Here is a 22,433-nt window from a genome sequence, read left to right as displayed (position 1 = left end):
AAATACTTTTATTAGCTTATGATTTCTGGATATTCCCTAGCCATCAATGTTTTTATTTAAACATCATGGATGTGATAAAATGTTTACCTTTCTAAATACACTTAAATTAAAGTCTTCATTAGCACTACTGCTCTTTCCTTTCGGGCTAGCGCTTATTACGGGGCAATATTGTTTTTATTGGTAATAAAGAAACTGCATTAAAACAATATACTCAGGCTGTAGCACTGCTAGGTTAGTCCACTTTAAGTGGGTGTTACTTTGTAAGCACAGCGCCTAGCACCATCAATAATATGCTCTTCTCGGCTAACGGTAGCGACCTCACTCATAAGCGCTTGAAACATTTGTAATTCCGAACGACAAAAACTTAAGCACTTACTGGCCGCGGCACAAATAGGGCAATGGTTTTCCATTAACCAAAAAACGCCGTCATGCTGTTCCACTGTCGCCATATAACCTTCATCACTACGCAGTTTCGCTAAAGTCTGTAATTTTTCTTCGATACCAAATCTATCGGCTAAGGCTAATCGATAGTTTGCCATCGCCGTTTCTTCTCTATGACTGATCAGTTTTTCCATGCCATCGTCACCAAAGATGCTAATCACCGAATCGAGTAACTGCACGGTTAATTCATCATGACGATCAGCAAAACGACTATTGCCTTTATCCGTTAATGACCAATACCGGGTTGGTCTACCACGAGCCGCTTTTTCGTCTTTAAAAACCACATCGCCCGAGTCTTCCAAGCCTTGTACATGCTGACGCACACCCATGGTGGTAAGACCTAATTCACTCGCCAATATTTTTGCCGTTAACGGCCCTTCGGTCTTTAATAGCTGAATTATTTTTTCATGAGTCTTCATTAGATCTCCGGCCGAAAGGTAGGTATAACGCCATTATTACCCATTTTTAGCATGATTTCATCGTCTAGCATCATATTAAGTAAAGTTTTTTGTTTATATTTTACTTGATCTTCTTTTGTAAAGTGTTTACCTTATTAAACAAATAGAAAGCTTTACTTAATACCGGGAAAGAATTGTGATGAATTTAGTTATTATCAGTGCCAGTCAACGTACTCAATCACAAAGCGCTAAAGTTGCTAATTACCTAGCTGACAACAGTAGTCAATTTAGTGCCGTTCAGCATATTGAATTATGTAAACAGCGCCTACCCCTATGGGATGGTGAAGAGATAAGTAAACAACAAGATGATAGTGATTGGCTGGCCATAAATGCTCAATTACAAACGATGGATGCCTTAATACTTATTACCCCAGAATGGGGCGGTACAGCCTCACCGTTATTAAAAAACTTATTAATGATGGCGCAAGCGGCCGATATTGGTCATAAACCAGTACTGCTAGTGTCTGTGGTTAATGGTATTAGCGGCGCTTACCCTATCGCAGAATTACGCATGAATGCCTTTTCCAATAACAAGTTAGTTGCTATTCCCGATCACCTAATTATTAGAAATGTTGAAGAAATTCTTAATACGATTAATGAACATAACCAGCAAGAAGATCACGCTATAACTCGTCGAGATAAAAGTATCCGCCACCGTATTGGTTATAGCTTACATACACTGTTTTATTACAGCCAGGCGATGAAAATATTACGTGAAACCTTACAAGGCAATACCTATAACAACGAGTATTTATACCCGTACGGTATGTAAATTAATCGTCAGACTAAAGTAAATCAACAACGAGGCATTCAATTTGAACAGTTACCAACAGATCAGTCCTACCTGTGGCGCGAAGCAAGCCTAGTTGACCCTAGTGGCAACAACATAAAACTCTATTGGGCAGGAGAAAATCGTTTAAATCCGCCTTGGCGGATTGAGAAAAAATACCAGGCATAAAACGACTACACTTATTAAAAATATACCTACAAAATAGGTAACGGAGAGCAATTATGATTACCTTAGAACACATTAACTTAGTGGTCAGTGATATAGAAAAAAGTTTAGCTTTTTACCGCGCCGCTTTTCCTCACTGGCATGTACGTGGTGGTGACAAAGGTGAATGGTCTGGCAAACCAAGAAATTGGTTACACTTTGGTGATGACTATCAATATATCGCCTTTGCCGATAATGGTGTTGGTGACAACAGAGACTTAACCGGCCATCAAGTAGGTTTAGCGCATTTTGCCTATGTTACCAGTGACTTAAAAGGTACCATAGCGCGGATAACCCAAGCTGGTTTCCCTATCCATAAAGACGGCACCCCTGATAAGTATAGAGAGAACATCTATTTTCTAGATGCTGATGGTTATGAAGTAGAGTTCGTGCAATACCATACCGATATTCCTGAACTAAGAAACCGTTATTAATGCCAATATGCGGCGCTAAGCTATGTTGATGAGTACCTAGTTACCAACCATGAGAAGGTTACAGTATTCATTAACCTAGCGTAAACTTAGCAAGTTATGCGCTAATTTCCCCTCCGACAAACAGTTAGTAATACTCTGTAACAAAATACTGCCGCTTGCCTCACCACTCAATGAGGTAAGCCATAGTTTTACTAAAGCCTCCTCTGCTACACTGCTAAACGATTTGTAAAATAAATGTCAATATGTCGCTAAGTACTAGTCGCGGCATAATACTCACTTCAACAAGCGAGACTCAAATGAACAAACAAAGTATTTTCTTGACCAGTATCTTGGTCACTAGTGTATTAGCCGGTTGTACTGGCAACAGCATTAAACAAACATCAGACCCAATCGCAGTCACTCAAGCACAAAAAATTAGTTACCCAGTAACGCTTAAAGGTGACGTAGTTGATAATTACTTTGGTACTGATGTTGCCGACCCATACCGTTGGTTAGAAGATGACCGTAGTGAAGAAACTAGCGCTTGGGTTAAAGCAGAAAACAAAGTGACTTTTGATTACTTAGCGAAAATTCCTTACCGCGACCAACTAAAGTCTCGTTTAGCTGAATTATGGAACTATGAAAAAGTGGGTGCTCCTTTCAAAGAGGGTAACTATACCTATTTTTATAAAAATGATGGTTTGCAAAACCAGTATGTGGTTTATCGTCAAAAAGACGGTGGCACTGCTGAAGTATTTTTAGATCCAAACACTTTCAGTGAAGATGGCACCACGTCTTTGGGACAACTTAGCTTCTCAAAAGATGGTTCAATTGCCGCTTATGCTATTTCTGAAGGTGGTAGTGACTGGCGTAAAATCATCATTATTGATGTAGAAACAAAAAAAGTATTAGAGACACCACTTGTTGATGTGAAATTCTCAGGTATTTCTTGGTTCAAAAACGAAGGTTTTTACTACTCAAGTTATGATAAGCCAGAGGGCAGTGAGTTATCGGCAAAAACCGATCAACATAAACTTTATTACCATGTCTTAGGTCAACCACAAAAAGACGATAAAATTATTTTTGGTAACACTGCCGAACAAAAGCGTCGTTACGTTGGTGGTACTGTCACCGAAGATAACCGCTTCTTACTTATTTCAGGTGCAATTTCAACCTCAGGTAACGATCTTTATCTTAAAGACTTAAGTAAGCCAGATAGCCCATTAGTAACCATTACCGATAACTTTGATGCCGATACTTATCTACTTGAAAATGAGGGCGATAAGCTATTTTTAGTGACTAATCTAAATGCGCCAAACAAGAAAATTGTCACGGTAAATGCGAGCGCACCAGCAAGTAAAAACTGGACCGACTTTATTGCCGAAACTAAATATGTACTAAGCGCTTCTACGGGTGGCGGTTACTTCTTTACTGAGTATATGGTTGATGCTATTTCGAAAGTTTACCAATACGATTATCAAGGTAAACAAGTACGTGAAATCAACTTACCCGGTATTGGTAGTACTTCTGCCTTAGAAGGTGACAAAGACGAAAGTATCTTATATTACTCATTTAGCAACTACAAAACGCCAGGTACCATCTATAGCTACAATATAGATAATGGCAATAGTGACGTTTACCGTAAGTCAGGCGCTAAATTTGACAGTAATGCTTATGAATCAAAACAAGTATTTTATCCATCAAAAGATGGCACACAAATACCTATGATCATTACCTATAAAAAAGGTATTGAACTTAATGGTAAAAATCCGACTATTTTATATGGTTATGGTGGTTTCAATATTAGTTTAACACCACGATTTAGTGTTGCTCGTGCGGTATGGCTAGAGCAAGGTGGTATTTATGCTGTTGCTAACTTACGTGGCGGCGGTGAATACGGTAAAAAGTGGCATAACGCTGGTATCAAGTTAGACAAACAAAATGTTTTTGATGACTTTATTGCTGCTGCTGAGTACTTAATCAAAAAAGATTATACTTCTAGTGATTACTTAGCCATTAATGGCGGCTCTAATGGCGGTTTATTAGTTGGTGCTGTTATGACACAACGTCCTGATCTAATGAAAGTAGCTTTACCAGCCGTTGGTGTATTAGATATGCTGAGATACCATACCTTCACTGCGGGTGCAGGTTGGGCATACGATTACGGTACCGCTGAGCAAAGTGAAGAAATGTTCAAATACTTACAAGCTTATTCGCCCGTACACAATGTTAAAGCTGGTGTTAGCTACCCAGCGACCTTGATCACTACTGGCGATCATGATGACCGTGTAGTGCCGGCACATTCATTTAAGTTTGCTGCTGAGTTACAAGCCAAACAAGCTGGCAATGCACCAATGCTTATCCGTATTGAAACCAATGCTGGTCATGGTGCTGGTACACCGGTATCTAAAACTATCGATCAATATGCCGATATCTATGCCTTTACCTTGTTTAACATGGGTTTTAAGGTGTTACCAAAGTAGCAGAGTAAAAAGTCAAAGTATCGTTAACCTTTACTTTATATGAGCAAAGCTGATCTTGAGCAAGTACCTGAGAATATTACTCAGGTACTATTGCAACAAGTCCTATTTAATTCGAAGTGTTATGTCAAAAAAGCATTTCGAGACTTTATTTCTCAACGTTAATAATGGAGTAAATTATGGGTGGTTGTGGTGGCGAAGGCCATGATGAAAAAAAAGCGCAAGAACAAGCTCAAGATAAAACAACAGCACAAACTGAAGCTGCTGAGAAAGATTAACTACACTTGCTTTAAACTGGTATCGGTTCAAATCAGTATAAATTAGCCTTATTATCCTGGCTTCGCTCAGTTTTTTCATGTTAACGACCAAGCCACTAACTTATTCAAGTTCAGTGGCTTTTTTATCTGCGGTTAAATATTCTATCGAACTCAGGTTAAAAGACGCTATAGCGAATAGAGAAACTAACCAGATACTCAATAAAGAAAATGGTAACGGGCTTACTACAAATTGATTCCTACCTACTTCAAGTAATCAAGGAACTGTTTAGCCATGTTCCTTAATCAAGGCCAAAAATGGTTGACCATAACGGGATAACTTCACTTCACCTATACCACTGATAGCAAGCATGCCCCGAGAGGTTTTCGGTTTTACCCGTGCTAATTCAGATAAGGTGGCATCATTAAAGACAATAAAGGGTGCAATATCTTCGCCATCGGCAATGGCTTTACGCAGTTCACGCAATTTGGCAAATAAAGCCCGATCATAACTCTTTTGTGGGATTTTTTGCTGCCAGTAGCTGGCTTTTTGTAAACGTGGGCTGGCTAACATTAATGGCTCTTGCGCTTTTAGTACCACACCCGAGGCTTGTGTTAAACATAAAATAGATTGTTGCTCGATATCTTGCTGCAAATAGCCTAAGTGTATTAGCTGACCAATAATCGAGTACCAATAACCGGCAGTTTTTCCCTTGCCTAAACCAAAGGTAGAGACTTTATCGTGCGCTAACTGTTTAATTTTATCGGTAAGTTCACCGCGTAACACGGCAATTACATGGTCAATATCACCTTGTTGCTCGATACGATATACACATGACAATACTTTTTGTGCCTCTATAGTGCCATCAAACTGACTCGGTGGGTCTAAGCAAATATCGCAGTTACCACAGCCTTTTTCGGTATATTCAGCAAAATAATTCAGTACCACTTGTCGACGACAGGTTTGTGCGTCAATAAAAGCATTCATGGCAGCAAAGCGCTGCATTTCAACATTTACTCGCTCAGGGTTATCGCCCTCACTAATACGTTTCTTAATGCGGGCGACATCTTTTTCATCAACCAAAAATAAGGCTTCTGCGTCTAAACCATCACGCCCAGCGCGACCTATTTCTTGATAATAAGATTCCAAGGAACGTGGTGGCTCAAAATGTATAACATAACGGACATTAGGTTTATTAATACCTAGGCCAAAGGCAACGGTAGCTATCACTATCTGAATGTTATCTTTAGTAAATCCTTCTTGCACTATGGTACGGATTTCATTCTCTAAACCGGCATGGTAAGCCGCACAATTTATACCGCTGGCCGCTAAATACTTAGTCAGTTTGTCTACTTGCCAACGACTGTTACAATAAATAATGCCGCTATCTTCGCCTTTCTTTTTGATATAACCGAGCAACTGCTTTTCGCCATTATATTTAGGCGCTAAGGTAAAACGGATATTGGGACGGTCAAAGCTATCAAGATGAATATAGGGGTTTGGCAGCGCCAGCTGGTGCAAAATATCTTTGCGGGTGGTGACATCCGCCGTAGCGGTTAATGCCATCACAGGTACCGTAGGAAAATTTTGTTTTAAACATTGTAGCTTGGTATAGGCTGGCCTAAAATCATGGCCCCATTGAGAAATACAGTGTGCTTCATCAATAGCAAATAAACTTAAGGGCAATTGCCTTAAGCTTTGTAGGAAGTAGTAATTAGTTAAACGTTCCGGCGCCACATACAGTAACTTAATTTCACCTCGCCCTAAGCGAGCAAAAATATCATTGATCTCGCTTTGCTCTAGGCTAGAGTTAATAAACGCCGCCGATATGCCTTGGTGAGTTAAGCCATCTACTTGATCTTTCATCAAGGCAATTAAAGGCGAAACAACAATAGTAACCCCTGGCAACAACACCGCTGGTAATTGATAACACAGCGATTTACCCCCGCCGGTAGGCATTAATACCAGAGAATCTCGCCCTTGCAATAAATTATTAATAATCTCGATTTGACCGGTACGAAAACTTTCATAGCCAAAATAGTGTTTTAAGGTTTCAAGCAATAAGGCCTTATCTATTGCACTGCTTGCTGTATTGGCTGTGGCTACTGAGGAATTCAAGAAGGTGTCGACTAATTTTCTAAGGAGTAATAAAGCTATTTTAACTCAGCGGTGCAGTGAAAACATAGTACAGAAAAATATATTTTTAACTTAGCGTCGATCTTATTGATATTTATGGCCAAGTTACCTTAAAATTCATAATTCATGCTCTTGATAGCCCCTATTTTTAAGACCACGCCATTAATAAAAAACCCACCTTGAACATAATTTTCGCTGCCATACTAAAAACCCATGGTGACTATTATGGCTGTATAGCCAGCTTACCGTTCCTCGTATTAACAAGTTTACACCGCCAACAATAAGTACTGAACTTTTAGTACTTACACCGCTTAAGGTCATGTTATTATTCCGCCTTTCCTTATAGCTTGCCCTGGAATGATTAACTGATGAGTACAGCAACCTCTGATCAACTTGAAGCCAATAGCAGCCGTAACGGCGCCTTAAGTGCCTTAAGCGCATACCTACTGTGGGGTTTTGCGCCAATATATTTTAAATTACTCAACGAAATTGAGCCCGGTGAAATATTAATGCATAGGGTTATTTGGTCAGCTTTATTTTTGCTAGTGATGATTGTCGTTATGAAAAAATGGTCACAGCTCGTTACTGTTTTCCGTCAGCCAAAGATATTACTCTTGCTGTCTTTATCAGCTAGCTTTCTGGCGGTAAATTGGTTTCTGTTTATTTGGGCAATTAATAATAACCACTTGCTCGATGCCAGTTTAGGTTACTACATTAACCCACTCTTTAATGTTGTCCTTGGCATGATATTTTTTCATGAACGTTTACGCCGTAATCAATTAATAGCGGTAGGTTTAGCCCTGACGGGTGTATTGGTGCAACTGGTTGCCTTAGGTACTCTGCCAATGATTTCACTCGCCTTAGCCACTACCTTTGCCATTTATGGCTTAATAAGAAAGAAACTGCCGGTTAATTCATTCATTGGTTTATTTATTGAGTCATTGTTAATGCTACCGATAGCCCTGATTTATTGGTTTTTCTTTGTTGAAAGCAGTACCAGTAATATGGCGTTAAATAGCTCTAGTTTGAATTTTACTTTGATCATGGCAGGCTTGGTAACCACAGCACCATTATTATTATTTACTATAGCCGCAAAAAGGTTAACACTGTCAAGCTTAGGGTTTTTTCAATATTTAGGGCCAAGTATTATGTTTTTATTGGCGACTTTTTATTATCAAGAAACCATGAAAAGTGCTGAGCTGATCACCTTTATTTTCATTTGGGCGGCATTAGCACTCTATACCTTAGACTCGTTAAGAAAACGCGCATAAAAGTAGGCGAAAAAAAAGCGCTTATCCTCAGCAGTGATAAGCGCTCTTTTATTTATTTTTTAAGGTGGCAAGTTAGTCTTCGAGTTCAGCGCCTGAGATAACCACTTGATTACGACCATTTTCTTTTGCTAAATATAAGGCATTATCGGCTTCATTCATTTGCTTAGCGAACTTATCTTGACTATCAAAAATCACGCCAATGCTTAACGTTATTGATATAGGTACTCCACCGACTGGAATAGTCGACACGGAAATTTCGCGTCTAAAGTCGTCTAACCTGTTATACAAATTATCGACATCAATGCCGTGTAATAATACCGCAAACTCTTCTCCACCCAAACGAGCTGTTAGCCCTGCACTAAAGTGTTTACGCATATAAAGCGCAATCACTTTTAATACCTGATCACCCGCATCATGACCGTAGCTATCATTAACCTTCTTAAAGAAGTCGATATCTATCATAGCTAAACAGTAAGGTACTTTTTTCTGGATATATTCTTTAATGCGCAATTCAGCCGCATGGAAAAAAGCACGACGGTTAGCAAGATCAGTTAAATAATCCGTATTGGCGGCATGTTGAATTTTGGCAATATTATTCAAACTCTCAATGTTTTGGGTAATACGACAATAAAATTCTTCCGGGCAAAAGGGTTTCCGTAAAAAATCATCAGCGCCATTTTTTATAAAACGCGCTGAATGAATGCCGCTAGTCGCGCCAGAGATACCTATTACGGCTAATTGCTCACGTGTATAAATACGGCGAATTTCATTGGTCAGCTCGATACCATCCATTTCCGGCATTTCTAAATCGGTTATCACCATTTTAATATTTTTGTGTTGAGCTAGTTTCTCTAATGCCTGCACACCATTATTAGCGGTTACCACAGTAAAATTACGACGTTTTAATAATTCAACAATATGATTACGCGCTGCCGAGGAGTCATCCACCACTAAAATGGTATTTTGATCATTGGTTAGCTGCCAATGTAAAACGCGCTTTAAATACAAAAAGGCTTGGCTATTCTCTTTGGGAATATAATCAATTACCGGCTGAGATAATATTTTCTGCCGAGTTTCATCATCCATTTTCCCTGTCATCACAATGCTAGGAATACCATGGGATAAGACACAGGCGATGGCTTCACCGTCGAGCGCATCAGGTAGCGCATAATCTATGGTCGCGGCAAAAAAGTCAGTATCGGCAGATAAAATATCTTCTACTTCAGCCAAGGTGGTCGCTATAACCACCTCAAATTTTAATGAATGGGCTATCTGTTTGATAACGGTTGCTATCGGTTTGCTGTCTTCTACCACTAATAATCTTTGCGACATCACTACACCTTCAGATTTTAAATCGGCTACTCTATGGACGTTAGGTTCACTGCTGAACTTAGGCTGTTTCTAAATTGGCATACTCCACCACTAGCCATTTACTACCAACATCGGCAAAATTCACCTGAATACGCGACTGAGTACCACTACCTTCATAGTTAAGCACTACCCCTTCACCAAACTTAGCATGTTTAACCAGCTGACCCAACTTAAAACCTGTATTTTCAAAGGTTTCAAGGGTAAAGGTGTTGGAGAATCTGCCCACTTTACTCGGTCGTTTTACTTGCGCCTGCATACGAATTTCTTCTATACACTCTTCAGGTAATTCACGTAAAAAACGACTGGCTTTATGGTGTTTTTCCTGCCCATATAAGCGACGACTTTCAGCATGGCATAAGTATAGCTTACGCATTGCTCGTGTCATGCCGACATAACACAATCGACGCTCTTCTTCTAAACGCCCTATTTCTTCAACCGATTTTTGTGATGGGAACATGCCTTCTTCAAGTCCCGCAATAAACACCAGAGGAAACTCTAACCCTTTAGCTGAATGCATGGTCATTAACTGTACGGCGGCTTCAAATTCATCGGCTTGTGACTCACCTGACTCTAATGCCGCATGAGTGAGAAAAGCGGTTAATGGGCTTTGCTCTTCGACTAACTCAGGATCACTTTCAAAAGTTTGGCAGGCGGTAACCAGCTCATTTAAGTTTTCTATACGTTGGGCAGCCCGCTCACCTTTTTCTGCCTGGTACATAGCCTTTAAACCACTATTATTAATGACAAAATTCGCTTGCTGATCTAAATCTAAATTCTGGGTATCATCTTCTAATTGCTCAATAAGCTGGATGAAGGCGGTTATGGTTTTAGCACCTCGCCCTTTTAGTTGCTCTGCTTGCAACATATGCTGACAAGCTTGCCACATCGTTACTTCCATACCACGGGCGGCATCTCTAATTAACGATAAGGTTTGATTACCAATGCCACGGGTTGGCGTATTAATAACACGCTCAAAGGCGGCATCATCATCACGGTTATTGATAAGGCGCAGATAAGCAAGGGTGTCTTTGATTTCTTGTCGTTCAAAGAATCGTTGACCACCATAGATACGATAAGGTAATTGTCCTTGTAATAGAGCTTCCTCAAGTAAACGAGATTGCGCATTAGAGCGATACAAAATGGCTATTTCGTCCAGTTTGCCACCGTCATCACGCCATTGTTTAATACGACCGGCGATAAAACGCGCTTCATCAATTTCATTAAAAGCGGTATAAATTGAGATTTTTTCGCCAGCCTCACCATCGGTCCACAACTTTTTGCCCATGCGATTATTATTGTTGCTAATTAATTGGTTCGCTGCTTGCAAAATATTGGCGGTGGAGCGGTAGTTTTGTTCGAGTCGAATCGTTTTAGTATCATCATACTCTTTTAAAAATCGTTCAATGTTTTCTATTTTTGCGCCACGCCAGCCATAAATAGATTGATCATCATCTCCAACAATCATTACCTTGCTGCGAGCTTTACCTAACATGGTAAGCCAAGCATATTGAATGGCGTTGGTATCTTGAAATTCATCCACCAAAATATGGCCAAAACGCTGTTGGTAATGTTCTAACAACACAGGATTTTCCAACCATAATTCATGGGCACGCAATAATAATTCCGCAAAATCGACTAAGCCAGCTCGGTCACAAGTTTCTTGATAAGCTTTATACACTTTAACAAATAACTCTTCTGTGGGATCAAATTGGGCATCTATATGCTTAGGACGTAGACCTTCATCTTTTTTACCATTGATATACCAAACAAATTGCTTAGGCGGCCATTTTTTCTCATCAAGTTCTAGTGACCTAACGATTCTTTTGATTAGGCGTAATTGATCATCGCTGTCTAATACTTGAAAACTTTGCGGTAAATTGGCTTCTTTAAAATGCATACGTAACAAACGATGTGCTAAACCGTGAAAGGTGCCAATCCACATACCATGAGTATTACCAGCCACTACCTGTTCAACACGAGCACGCATTTCTGCCGCCGCTTTATTGGTAAAGGTTACCGCCAATATGCTGTGTGATGAAACTTTTTCTACTTGTATTAACCAGGCAATACGCTGCACTAATACTCGAGTTTTACCACTACCTGCGCCAGCCAAAACAAGCATATTTTGCTTAGGGGCAGCAACAACTTCACGCTGCTTATCATTAAGAGAGTCGAGTAATTCTGAAACGTCCATAGGGTTAAAAACCTTTCTTGCGGTGGCATTATCTAATGAAGTAGATAGTGGTGCTAAATAATAATAGGCAAAAGTATATCACCATTTAAAACTAGTTGTTGTGATCTGCTGTTTATTTTTACAGTACCCTTGCAGCACATTATAGCTCGTTCCTGCTAGTCAATTTCGCTACACTGATTTTGATATCCAAGGAGTTAATAAAGAAAACAAGGATAAATAATACTATAAAACAAGCGACTAGAGCATTTAACTGCTGCTTACTTTCAAAGCTATGATGCATACCCCAACAAGTGTTGCTGCGTTATTTATCTTTAATTCTGACAGTAGCCCATGCTCAATAAAGATGAAGTTACTGTAATTAACCCGTACTGAATTACTGCGTAGTGAGCAAGCAAAAGATAAGATTTTTGATCTGTTTTATAGCACTAAGCGCTATAGCAACTGTACGGATTTAGGTATGCCTATTGTTTATAATCAAGTAATTGCAACAGTTCGCTTACTTGGGTCAATTCAATATGAGGTAATTGCTGTAATTTTTTACCGACACCGTATTGCGGTAACCAAGCAGTCTGACAGCCCGCATTTAACGCTCCATAAATATCAGCAAAGCCACAGTCACCGACATGCAGTAACTGCTCCATTGGAATGGTTAACTGCTGACAGACCAAAGTAAACATATCTGCCGCAGGCTTTTGCCTTAGCAAGTGTCCACTTTCACCATGATTAGTACCGCGTTGAAAACCCGCATGGTAAATGTGTTGAAAGTAGTGAGCTATACCCAAGGTTTTGGTATTTACATTGCCGTTACTGATGGCTACCAAAGGGAACTCCTTGCTTAAACTCGCTAACAATTCATGGCTCGCTTTCGGTACGGTAAAATCACTACGTAAGCTAATAAAAAAATCTAAGCCCGCTTGTGCTTCTTGTACCGCGTCTTCTGCCGAGACATTATGTGCCAGCAACCCCAAACGATAAGTTTCATAACGAACTCTAACAACATCATGGCTAAGGTCAGGTGTAGCTGCAAGTGCTTGTTGACGATATGGTGCCCAGAAACGGCGATTAAAAATCGGCTTTAGCTTAGGAACTAACTCAGGCAATAAAAGGGCAAACCTTTCAGTAAAATACTGCAACATTTGCTTTTCAATGGCTAGCATTACTGGGCGGTTATTATATAAGGTGTCATCTAAATCAAAACTGATGGCCTTAATCGTGGTTAATCGTCGGTAAAATCGCATAGTCTTACATAACCCTGATAATACTTAAAATATTTACAGTGCTAACTGTTGTTGTAATAATTTTGCCATTTACTCGGTAAGCAGCCGTTTAAATTGATTTAGCAAAAGCGAGTACTACAGTGCTAACTGTTGTTGTAACAATTTTGCCATTTACTCGGTAAGCAGCCGTTTAAATTGATTTAGCAAAAGCGAGTACTACAGTGCTAACTGTTGTTGTAACAATTTTGCCATTTACTCGGTAAGCAGCCGTTTAAATTGATTTAGCAAAAGCGAGTACTACAGTGCTAACTGTTGTTGTAACAATTTTGCCACTAGCCGTTTAAATTGATTAAGTAATAAGGTATCCATTCGTGGATCAAAATGGTGGGCCTCGGCACTACCAATCGCCATAAAACCAAGTACTTTTTCTTCATGAGTTAGTTTAATCAATACCACTGAGCCTGCACACGGCTGCGAGAATATCAGGGTTTGTTCACTTTCTTGCAAGCGACCAAAATAGTATTCCTCCTTACTTAAACGATTTTGCATTATGTCAGCGCAATCATTTGTTGATAAGCTGTGATGAGTAAGTGCGGTATTATTTGCCGGAAGTAACCACAATTTGAACGATGATAGCGATAACAACTCAATAGTTGTGTGATGTAAGCAATCGAGTAATTCCCCCGCAGACTGACAATCAAGTAAACGTAAATAGAGATCACTATAGAGCACAAATAACTGCTCATTATGATTAGCGACCGACATTAACTGAGTAATTTCATCTTCTAAACCGTGTATTTTTTGGCGAAGTAGCTGTTGTTGGCGTTCAACTAAAGAGACAGTGCCACGTTGCTCATCGATTAAACGTAAGCTGGTCATTAAACTATTATGACGATTAAAAAATTCAGGGTTATCTTGTAAGTAACTGACCACTAACTCATCCGTTAATGGCAGATCTTCACTATTGATACCTTGTTGTACATCATTAATTTTACTGGTTTCTTCTTTCATTGCATGCTATCGCTAATAGGGTTGGGGATTAGTATCATATAGATATTTGGCCATCAAATACGTGAGTGGCGGGTCCTGACATCTTCACCGGGTGACCCGGTCCTTGCCAAAATATGCGTAATTTACCACCTGGCAGCTCTACGGTTACTTGTTTGGCTAGTTTTTTCTGCATATACCCAATAACAACGGCTGCACAGGCACCACTACCACAAGCTAAGGTTTCTGCTGCACCACGCTCATAGACTCTTAATTTAATATAATTCGACGAGACGATTTCCATAAAACCAACATTGGCATCTTTAGGAAAACGCTCATGGGTTGATAACTCTTTACCAAGTGAGGCAACAGGTGCTTCCGCGACACTATCAACGGTAACAACACAATGTGGATTACCCATAGAGACAACGCCACATAAAACAGTTTCACTTTCACTGCGTAGAATATAAGTGCCTTCCATTTTCTTGGCAGTAAAAGGGATTTTACTCGGTTCAAATTGCGGCACAGGCATAGTGACGGAAATATTACCATCACGCTCTATGTGTAAATTCATCTTGCCTGTACTGGTAGAAACTTTAATCTTATGTTTATTACACAAGCCTTTCATCCGGACAAACTTTGCAAAACAGCGAGCGCCATTACCACACTGCCCGACCTCACTGCCATCAGCATTATAAATACGGTAATGAAAATCTAAATCGGGATCATAGGGCGGCTCAACAATTAATAGTTGATCAAAACCAACACCGAAGTTTCTGTCAGCAATTTTAGCGATTTGTTCTGGTGATAAAAAAACATTTTGCGTGACATTATCAAGCACGAGAAAGTCATTACCTAAACCATGCATTTTAGAAAAGTTGACTAACATTAGGGTGACTCTTTAACTTGGTCTGTTGACTGTTTTACTGAAGGAATAACTGCTGACTCTATTGGCTGCTGCACAGCTTGTTGTTTTTTTGACTCATCAAGCCTTGTTACGGTTTGTGCTTGGTTTTGTTCAGCTGGCTCGGTAACTGCTTGCTCAGGTGTTTGATATAAATCACCTTTAATACCACAAGCAGATAAAAAAACTGCAGCGAGAAAAGTCAGTAAAATCTTTTTGATATTTAAATTACGATGTAAGTAACGCTGTCTATTGGTACTCATGATGGTTTTTACCATGAAAGTCGTTTAAATCAAGGTTTTTAGCTTAACTTAACCGCTCTATATCTATATTTATTTGGTCTGATTACCATTATACTCACATGCTTATCAACAATAATACTCACTTAGAAAAATAATGATAGTTAAAGGATAGGCAATGAACGATAGCCAATACAACTTACTCACTGATGAACTTCTTCTCGCTATAGAAGAAGCTGTCGAAGACTCTGGTGTCGATATAGATTACGAAGCCGTTGGCGGATTATTAACGCTCACTTTTCTAAATTCCAGCAAAGTGATCATCAACAAGCAAGCGCCCTTACATGAAATATGGGTAGCAACAAAATTTAACGGTCACCACTTTGTCTTTAACAACGAGCGTTGGATAGATAAACGCAGTGGTGATGAATTTTGGCAGTTTTTATCAAAAGCGGTAAGCATACAAGCTGAAACTGAATTAACACTTTCAGCTCAGTAACCTTGATATATTTGGATAAATAGAATGACTAACACTACAGTTCGCATTGCCACACGCAAAAGCGCTCTCGCCTTATGGCAAGCTGAATATGTTAAAGCTCAACTTGAGCATTTTCATGCCGGTATTAACGTTGAATTAGTACCTATGACCACCAAGGGCGATATCATTTTAGACACGCCTTTAGCCAAGGTGGGTGGTAAAGGCTTATTTGTTAAAGAGCTTGAAGTGGCAATACTTGAAAATCGTGCTGATATTGCGGTTCATTCTATGAAAGATGTACCGGTAGATTTTCCTGATGGCTTAGGCTTAACAGTGATTTGTCCTCGTGAAGATCCCCGTGATGCTTTTGTTTCTAATACCATCAAGTCATTAAGCGATTTACCACAAGGCGCCATTGTCGGTACGTCAAGCTTACGCCGCCAGTGTCAATTAAAAGCCAGCCGCCCAGATTTAGATGTTCGTGATTTACGTGGTAATGTAAACACCCGCTTAAGAAAATTAGATGACGGTGAATACGATGCCATCATTTTAGCCGCTGCCGGGCTAATTCGCTTAGCTATGCCTGAGCGTATTGCAGAATTTATCGAACCAGAAGTAATGCTGCCGGCAAATGGCCAAGGCGCTGTTGGCATTGAATGTCGCAACGACGATGAAACTATTAAAGCCTTGTTGGCACCGTTAGAATGTAGCACCACTCGTATACGTGTTTTAGCCGAACGTGCGATGAACAGAGCCTTACAAGGTGGCTGTCAGGTACCTATTGGCAGCTATGGTGTTATCTCTGCAGATGGTAAAGAACTTTACTTACGTGGTTTAGTGGGTGCTGTTGATGGCAGTGAAATAATTAAAAGTGAAATTACTGGCCCGGTTGCAGAAGCTGAAGCACTCGGCAATAAGCTTGCGCAAGAATTACTTAATCGAGGTGCCGATAAAATCTTACAGCAAGTGTATGCAGAAAGTAATGCCGAAAACACCTAAGTCTGCCGAACATAGCTCTCAAGTGATAGCACTTGAGACACCTACACCAGAGCCGTCTTTACTTACCTTAGGTAAACCGCTTAAGGTCTTAATCACTAGACCTAAGGCTAAAGCTCAACAACTTGCCTTATTACTTAACCAACAAGGCATAGCCAACACCAGCCAAACCTTATTTGACTATCAAAGTAACGCCAGTGCTAACGACATCTGCACAGCGCTAGCACACGCCGATATACTGATCTTTGTTAGTGTTGCCGCCGTTGAATTTACTCACGCCAGCTACCCACTAAATAACAAGGTATGCAGAAAGTTTTTTGCTGTTGGTAATGCCACCAAACAAGCGCTACAGGCAATAGGTATTACTAGCGTTATATCGCCACCACCTCAGCAAGAGCACAGTGAAGGTATACTTAAGCTACCGCAATTAGCACAAGTTACCGGTAAAAAAGTCGTCATAATTCGTGGTAATGGTGGGCGAGAACATATTGCCGATTGTTTAAGGCAACGCGGTGCTAACGTTAGTTATGTCGAAAGTTACCTACGTGTATGGCGAACATTAGCAATAAATATTGCTGAGCAATGGCGAGCACAACAAATTAACTGTATTGTCGTTACCAGTAACGATATATTATTAGCATTAGTAAAATACCTAGTCAGCACCTCTGATAACGCAGATAATTATTGGCAATGCCAGTGTTTGTGGTTAGTAGTCAGTGATCGTATTGAAAGAAATGCCCAAACCTTAGGTTTAACACGGGTGATTAATAGCCATAGCGCTAGCGCTCAAATACTTAGTGAGACCTTGCAAACACTCTCTGGTTCGTAAGCCTATTTATAAAATAAATAACGATGGAATATAGAATTATGTCGGATAAAAAAGTCTCTAACAACAAACTATCGGCTCATAGCGGCACCGAGCAGCAAGAGACCGCTAAAATATCATCTGACAGTAACACTAACCAAACAAAATCTGAGCAGAAAAAATCATCAAATAAAACCGCGACTATTGCTTTGGTACTTGCCACGATAAGTGTTTTTACTTCACTTGGCCATTATACTTGGCAACAGCAACAAACTAGCGCGCAATTTCTAGCACTAAGCCAAGAAAATAGCCAAGCGCTACAACAAAGCCAAGCTCAGCTAAAGAGCAGCTTAAGCGCAGAGTTTAACCAGCAATTGCAACAACAGCATAGTGCCAATAGCCAATCACAACAAAGCGCTCAGCAAGTACATATTGAACATGACACCCAGGTGCAGCGATTAGCGGCTCAAATTAGCCAGTTAGCACAGCAAGTGACTCAGCGCCAGCCCAGTGATTGGTTAATACATGAAGCAGAATACTTAGTGCGTGTGGCCGCGCGTACTATGTGGCTAGAGCGTGACACTAAAGCCGCTATCGGTTTGCTGCGTGATGCTGACAATCGCCTAGAAGAATTAAATCAGCCAAAGTTCCTACCTGTGCGGGCATTAATTAATGAAGATATTGAAAGTTTGGCGTTAATGCCAACACTGAACAATCAGCAAGCCATTTTGACCTTGATGGCACTTAACAAACAAGTAGCCACATTAACACTGGCCAGCGTGAACCTAACGGCCGTAGTCGATGCAAGCAAAGAAGACCTTGCTTTGTCCGATGATATCGGTGATTGGCAAGAAAATCTCGCAAAAACCTGGCAGAAATTTCTCAACGACTTTATCACGGTACGCCGAAGAACCGGACAAGTTGAGCCATTAATGACTCCTGAGCAACAACAGCATTTAAAACAAAATATAAGCCTAAAAGTACAGTTAGTGCAATGGGCTGCCAGCGAACAAAAGGAAGAAGTTTATCAACAAACCTTGCTTGATATTCAACAATGGCTAAATGAATTCTTTGATATGAGTTTACCGGTAAACCAAAAGTTCTATCAAGCAATAGAGCAGCTGAAACAGCAGACTATCTATTACGACTACCCCAGTGATTTACGTTCATTAACGGCAATAAAACGTTTACTTGATGATACTAAGCAAATTACGCGACCACAAAGCCCTAAGTTAAAAAATGCCCCTCTAGAGCAAAAATCAACCCCGTCGGTAGGACAAACGCCAACACCCGAAGCAAACAAACCCGTTGACAATGAACCCGCGAGCGGAGGCCAGTTATGATCCGTATTATCATTGCCTTAATCCTTTTTCTTAGCGTAATGGCAATAAGCCCCTTTTTAATTGATGAAAAAGGTTACATTCTTATTGCTATGGGTAACACCACCATAGAATTAACCGTGTTATCTGCCGGCATTATGTTAACACTACTCTTCATTGCCCTCATTATTAGCTTAAAGCTGTTGCGCGGAGGTTTAAACTTAAGTTTTGGTGCCTGGAACAAGCTCGCTTTTGCCGGGCAACGCCGTGGTATTGCCAACTTTAACAAAGGTCTGGCCGCTTATATGTTAGAGGACTATAGCCAAGCAGAAGCGCTATTCGCCAAGAGTGCCATTCCATCAAAACGTAAACAAAGTGCTTACCTACTTGCCGCCTCTGCAGCAGCAAAATTAAGCCTAGATAGCAATACAAATCATTACCTAGCATTGCTAGAAAAAGAAACCGTTAAGCTGCAAGATGTTGGTTTAGAAAGTGTTCTTGTGAATATTAAATTATTAATGAATCAAGATAAGGCGGAAACCTACAGCCAAGCTCGCAGCTTAATTGATGAACACCATAAACAGATTGGCCATGACGCTCGCTTACTGGCGCTAGAAATTGATTTATGCATTATTGAGCAACGTTTTAGCCAAGCGATAAAATACTTAGCGGCTGCACGTAAAGAGAAGACCATTACCGATGGGGTACTTCAAGCTTGGCAACGACAAGCCTATTACGGTAGCTTTAATGACATTATCACCCAGCATGATAGTAAAGCCTTGTTTGATAATTGGCAGGCACTTAGCCGTAAGGTTAAACAACAGGAAGCCGTACTTTTTGCTTATTGCAAAGTTTTAGCCGAAAACAAAATCATAGCGCCAATAAATAACTTACTAGCGCCACTATTAAAAAAATCACCTAGTAGTGAGTTTTTAAAGGAAATCCGTAGCCTGCCCATTACCCAAGCCGACGAGCTGATTGTTATTGTGCAAAAACAACTGCATAAAAATGTTCATAGCGGTAAATGGTTAAGCTGTTTAGGTCATTTAGCCTTGATGAGCGGGCAATATTCTATGGCAGAAAAAGCCTTTGGTAGCCTGATAAAGCTAGCCGATGATGATTATGGTAGGCAATATGATCGCCAAGACTTGCACGCTTTAGCACAGGCTCATAGCCAACAAGGCCGGTATCAAGCTGCCGATTCTATTTGGTTAAAAGCCAGCGCTTTATAGATAAGGTAATTAGGGTTATTGCTTAGCAAAGTAATAACCCTTCAGTGCTTCAGCCTGTATCTTTTGCTGCACCCTCATCACATTTTTTACATTTGAGTAACTGCCCTAACATGCTTTTCCGTCCATGTAATGACACAACCCAAGGTCGATTAATAAACGGCGGCTTGTGCCTAACATGTTGAAAATGTCCACAAACTAGCTCTGCTACCCAATGGCCTTCTTCATCTTGATGATAACCACAAATCGCCTGTTTCATTGTTAACTCAGTATTATTTTAGCATTCTGGGGGCTATGGTATATACCCGTAACCATTCAAGATGCATGTTTCAGAGTGCTTGAGCAATTTCAATTCAAGGCGCTGTGATGAAATAATGGTTGTTCCATTATGAGTTACAGCAACGATGAAGTGATGTTGCTCAAACGCTTCTTCGATGGGTTTAAAATGACTTTATACCGCGTTAAATAATTAAACCATAGAATGACTATGCTTCAATTATTTCCCTTGCCTAAAGCCCTTTTAATTCCCACTGAAATTGAGCACTTTGAATGGTAACGGGTATAAGTTACTTTGAAAAGAGTACTTTAAACTCTTTAGCTTTATCTTCACCATCAAGGCGAGAGAATTTCATTAGTAAATCATCTTTACCATCACCATTTAAATCTTCAACCATGACCAGTTTGCCATCTTTAGGTAACTGAGTGCTATAGCTAACACTGCGTTTTTTAAATGATTTGTTATTCTTGCTCGCTTTTATACCTAGGTATATTTTCAACTCATCATCATCTGACAAGATAAGCTCTTTTAGGCCGTCACCGTTTAAGTCAGCCAACTTAACTACCGCACTACCACTTTGCCCTGAGCTTAAACTAAAAGTCAGTTCAACACCTTTTTTAATCGTTGGTTTTTCTGGAAATTTATCTTCTGCATTCATTTTAAATACATAAACATCTTGGTCAATACTGCCAGTGATTAAGGCACCGATAATTTGCGATAGGCCGATATCAAAGCCAGCGAGTAAAACCTCAAGTTTGTCATCACTATCAATATCGACAAACTCTAAACCTGTCAGTGTACCTTCGGCATGAATAACACTGTCGGGAGTTTGAGCATAACTTAATTCGCCGTTTTTGTTCTGACCAAGGAATATTTCATAATCATTAACGCGGTCGAGTACACCTGAAACCTTAGTATAACGCACCACCATATCGACAATACCATCGGCATTAACATCACGCAGCTGCTCTAACTTTCGGTATTCCAAATCACTTTGGTCAAGTTGCTCACCACTTTCATCACGCTTATTCCACCATTCAGTACCACTGATCGCTGCATTAATGGTTAAGTGAACTGCCGTGCTAGCAAACATACTCTGTTCCGTTTGCAGATAAATAATCATTTCACCATCACCGATCAGTAAAATATCAACTTTACCATCGAAGTTTACATCACTAAAATACAGCTTTGCTTGGCTATAACTGGCACCTGATGAAAACACCCGAACTTCAGGCTTTATCGGTAGTACTTGGCTAATAAAGCCACCCTTTTCCTGACCAATAAGAATATGGGTGTTATTAAAGTCGGCAATAATTACATCAGCAAAAGCATCATTATTTAGATCTTGAATAAAATCGCCGCGACTGAGGTAATCGGCTTGCTCTTGAATGTATAACGACTCAATATTTGCTAGGGGCTTAAACTGCTGATTTTGATAAAGGCTTAATAAATCAGCAGAAAGGAAGTAGAGCTGTTGTTTTTTCTCTGCGTGTAATTCACTTAAATCAAAGCGATAAAACTGTTTCGGTATGATAGCTTTTTCCGCGATCACATACTGATTAGCGTCACTATCTAGTTGGTAAATTATTAACCAACGATTACTCTGTTCATCGACAGAAAAAGTAATTAGCTCCTTACCTTTACCTGCCAGTATATCGGCGGCAATAATTTCTTGTGTGAGTTTATAGGGTGTCTTAATAATAACTTCATCAAAATCAATGGCGCTCGACTTGCTAGCAAACGTAGTTAAAGACGTTACACAGACAAGGCTAGTAAGCAGGCTAAACACTCTTTTTTTCTTAAATAACAAGGGCAATCTCCATATAATACTTAATGCTATTAACCATCTTCTGGTAAAGGTAGAACACAAAAAACCATTAGAGTTCCCTAGCATGCTCTAACATATATAACATAGCCAAGTTAAACCTAGCTATAGGCTATGTTAAATCTAGCTATAGCCAACATAATC

General features: G+C 40.0%; 19 protein-coding genes and 1 pseudogene. 10 read left to right on the top strand and 10 right to left on the bottom strand.

Annotation, left to right across the window (positions count from 1 at the left end; all coding sequences use genetic code 11):
• Window positions 1-242: 242 nt before the first annotated feature.
• Window positions 243-860, bottom strand: a complete 618-nt coding sequence (locus CMT41_RS00395) for a helix-turn-helix transcriptional regulator (RefSeq protein ID WP_058026027.1) — start codon at window positions 858-860, stop codon at window positions 243-245.
• 178 nt (window positions 861-1,038) lie between these two features.
• Here CMT41_RS00395 and CMT41_RS00390 point away from each other — a divergent pair, with 178 nt between their 5' ends.
• From CMT41_RS00390 to CMT41_RS00380, 4 genes and pseudogenes are all read left to right on the top strand, one after another.
• The gene (locus CMT41_RS00390; protein WP_058026026.1) at window positions 1,039-1,671 is read left to right on the top strand and encodes an NAD(P)H-dependent oxidoreductase; all 633 of its coding nucleotides are present in this window, start codon (window positions 1,039-1,041) and stop codon (window positions 1,669-1,671) included.
• Window positions 1,672-1,695: 24 nt separating this feature from the next.
• A pseudogene (locus CMT41_RS19405) lies at window positions 1,696-1,857 on the top strand (VOC family protein); the annotation flags it as partial.
• A 53-nt stretch (window positions 1,858-1,910) separates the two neighbouring features.
• Window positions 1,911-2,327 carry a VOC family protein gene (locus tag CMT41_RS00385; protein WP_057829897.1) on the top strand — a complete coding sequence of 139 codons (417 nt, stop codon included), beginning with the start codon at window positions 1,911-1,913 and terminating at the stop codon, window positions 2,325-2,327.
• Between the two features lie 296 nt (window positions 2,328-2,623).
• On the top strand, window positions 2,624-4,789 hold the full coding sequence (locus CMT41_RS00380) for a prolyl oligopeptidase family serine peptidase (RefSeq protein ID WP_057179194.1): 2,166 nt from the start codon (window positions 2,624-2,626) through the stop codon (window positions 4,787-4,789).
• A gap of 540 nt (window positions 4,790-5,329) precedes the next feature.
• Here CMT41_RS00380 and recQ read toward each other — a convergent pair.
• A complete protein-coding gene (recQ, locus tag CMT41_RS00375; RefSeq protein WP_083494176.1) occupies window positions 5,330-7,159 on the bottom strand; it encodes a DNA helicase RecQ in 1,830 nt (609 codons plus the stop codon).
• Between the two features lie 386 nt (window positions 7,160-7,545).
• Between recQ and rarD the strand changes: the two genes are divergently transcribed.
• Complete coding sequence (gene rarD, locus CMT41_RS00370) at window positions 7,546-8,448, top strand: EamA family transporter RarD (protein ID WP_057179193.1); 903 nt, start codon at window positions 7,546-7,548, stop codon at window positions 8,446-8,448.
• Window positions 8,449-8,520: 72 nt separating this feature from the next.
• Here the strand turns inward: rarD and CMT41_RS00365 are convergent, their stop codons facing one another.
• The 6 genes from CMT41_RS00365 to lptM all read right to left on the bottom strand — a co-directional run bounded on the left by CMT41_RS00365 (window position 8,521) and on the right by lptM (window position 15,384).
• Window positions 8,521-9,780 carry a diguanylate cyclase gene (locus CMT41_RS00365; RefSeq protein WP_058026025.1) on the bottom strand — a complete coding sequence of 420 codons (1,260 nt, stop codon included), beginning with the start codon at window positions 9,778-9,780 and terminating at the stop codon, window positions 8,521-8,523.
• 58 nt (window positions 9,781-9,838) lie between these two features.
• The gene (gene uvrD, locus CMT41_RS00360; protein ID WP_058026024.1) at window positions 9,839-12,013 is read right to left on the bottom strand and encodes a DNA helicase II; all 2,175 of its coding nucleotides are present in this window, start codon (window positions 12,011-12,013) and stop codon (window positions 9,839-9,841) included.
• A gap of 461 nt (window positions 12,014-12,474) precedes the next feature.
• Window positions 12,475-13,251 carry an HAD family hydrolase gene (locus tag CMT41_RS00355; protein WP_058026023.1) on the bottom strand — a complete coding sequence of 259 codons (777 nt, stop codon included), beginning with the start codon at window positions 13,249-13,251 and terminating at the stop codon, window positions 12,475-12,477.
• A 276-nt stretch (window positions 13,252-13,527) separates the two neighbouring features.
• A complete protein-coding gene (locus CMT41_RS00350; RefSeq protein WP_232299988.1) occupies window positions 13,528-14,241 on the bottom strand; it encodes a DUF484 family protein in 714 nt (237 codons plus the stop codon).
• A gap of 34 nt (window positions 14,242-14,275) precedes the next feature.
• Window positions 14,276-15,106 carry a diaminopimelate epimerase gene (gene dapF, locus CMT41_RS00345; protein ID WP_057179189.1) on the bottom strand — a complete coding sequence of 277 codons (831 nt, stop codon included), beginning with the start codon at window positions 15,104-15,106 and terminating at the stop codon, window positions 14,276-14,278.
• Window positions 15,106-15,384 carry an LPS translocon maturation chaperone LptM gene (lptM, locus tag CMT41_RS00340; protein ID WP_082606383.1) on the bottom strand — a complete coding sequence of 93 codons (279 nt, stop codon included), beginning with the start codon at window positions 15,382-15,384 and terminating at the stop codon, window positions 15,106-15,108. Before lptM ends, dapF begins: the two co-directional genes overlap by 1 nt.
• Before the next feature lie 154 nt (window positions 15,385-15,538).
• On the opposite strand from lptM, the gene cyaY reads away from it, so the two are divergent.
• The 5 genes from cyaY to CMT41_RS00315 are packed head-to-tail and all read left to right on the top strand — an operon-like array spanning window position 15,539 to window position 20,190.
• The gene (gene cyaY, locus CMT41_RS00335) at window positions 15,539-15,859 is read left to right on the top strand and encodes an iron donor protein CyaY (RefSeq protein WP_057179187.1); all 321 of its coding nucleotides are present in this window, start codon (window positions 15,539-15,541) and stop codon (window positions 15,857-15,859) included.
• A gap of 24 nt (window positions 15,860-15,883) precedes the next feature.
• A complete protein-coding gene (hemC, locus tag CMT41_RS00330; protein WP_057179186.1) occupies window positions 15,884-16,837 on the top strand; it encodes a hydroxymethylbilane synthase in 954 nt (317 codons plus the stop codon).
• The gene (locus CMT41_RS00325; RefSeq protein WP_058026022.1) at window positions 16,821-17,663 is read left to right on the top strand and encodes a uroporphyrinogen-III synthase; all 843 of its coding nucleotides are present in this window, start codon (window positions 16,821-16,823) and stop codon (window positions 17,661-17,663) included. The genes hemC and CMT41_RS00325 overlap by 17 nt, the downstream gene beginning before the upstream one ends.
• 38 nt (window positions 17,664-17,701) lie before the next feature.
• The gene (locus CMT41_RS00320) at window positions 17,702-18,982 is read left to right on the top strand and encodes a uroporphyrinogen-III C-methyltransferase (protein WP_083494175.1); all 1,281 of its coding nucleotides are present in this window, start codon (window positions 17,702-17,704) and stop codon (window positions 18,980-18,982) included.
• Window positions 18,979-20,190, top strand: coding sequence for a heme biosynthesis HemY N-terminal domain-containing protein (locus CMT41_RS00315; RefSeq protein WP_058026020.1), 1,212 nt, complete (start codon window positions 18,979-18,981; stop codon window positions 20,188-20,190). The genes CMT41_RS00320 and CMT41_RS00315 overlap by 4 nt, the downstream gene beginning before the upstream one ends.
• Window positions 20,191-20,239: 49 nt before the next feature.
• On the opposite strand, the gene CMT41_RS00310 is transcribed toward CMT41_RS00315, so the two are convergent.
• Together CMT41_RS00310 and CMT41_RS00305 are read right to left on the bottom strand one after the other, a co-directional pair.
• The gene (locus tag CMT41_RS00310; protein ID WP_057179182.1) at window positions 20,240-20,446 is read right to left on the bottom strand and encodes a DUF3565 domain-containing protein; all 207 of its coding nucleotides are present in this window, start codon (window positions 20,444-20,446) and stop codon (window positions 20,240-20,242) included.
• A 307-nt stretch (window positions 20,447-20,753) separates the two neighbouring features.
• The gene (locus CMT41_RS00305) at window positions 20,754-22,253 is read right to left on the bottom strand and encodes an FG-GAP repeat domain-containing protein (protein WP_058026019.1); all 1,500 of its coding nucleotides are present in this window, start codon (window positions 22,251-22,253) and stop codon (window positions 20,754-20,756) included.
• Window positions 22,254-22,433: the final 180 nt, after the last annotated feature.

This window comes from Colwellia sp. MT41, from assembly GCF_001444365.1.
Classification (GTDB): Bacteria; Pseudomonadota; Gammaproteobacteria; order Enterobacterales; family Alteromonadaceae; genus Colwellia; species Colwellia marinimaniae.
Note: the sequence above shows the minus strand (reverse complement) of the source record. Positions and strands in the feature narration are given on the sequence as shown.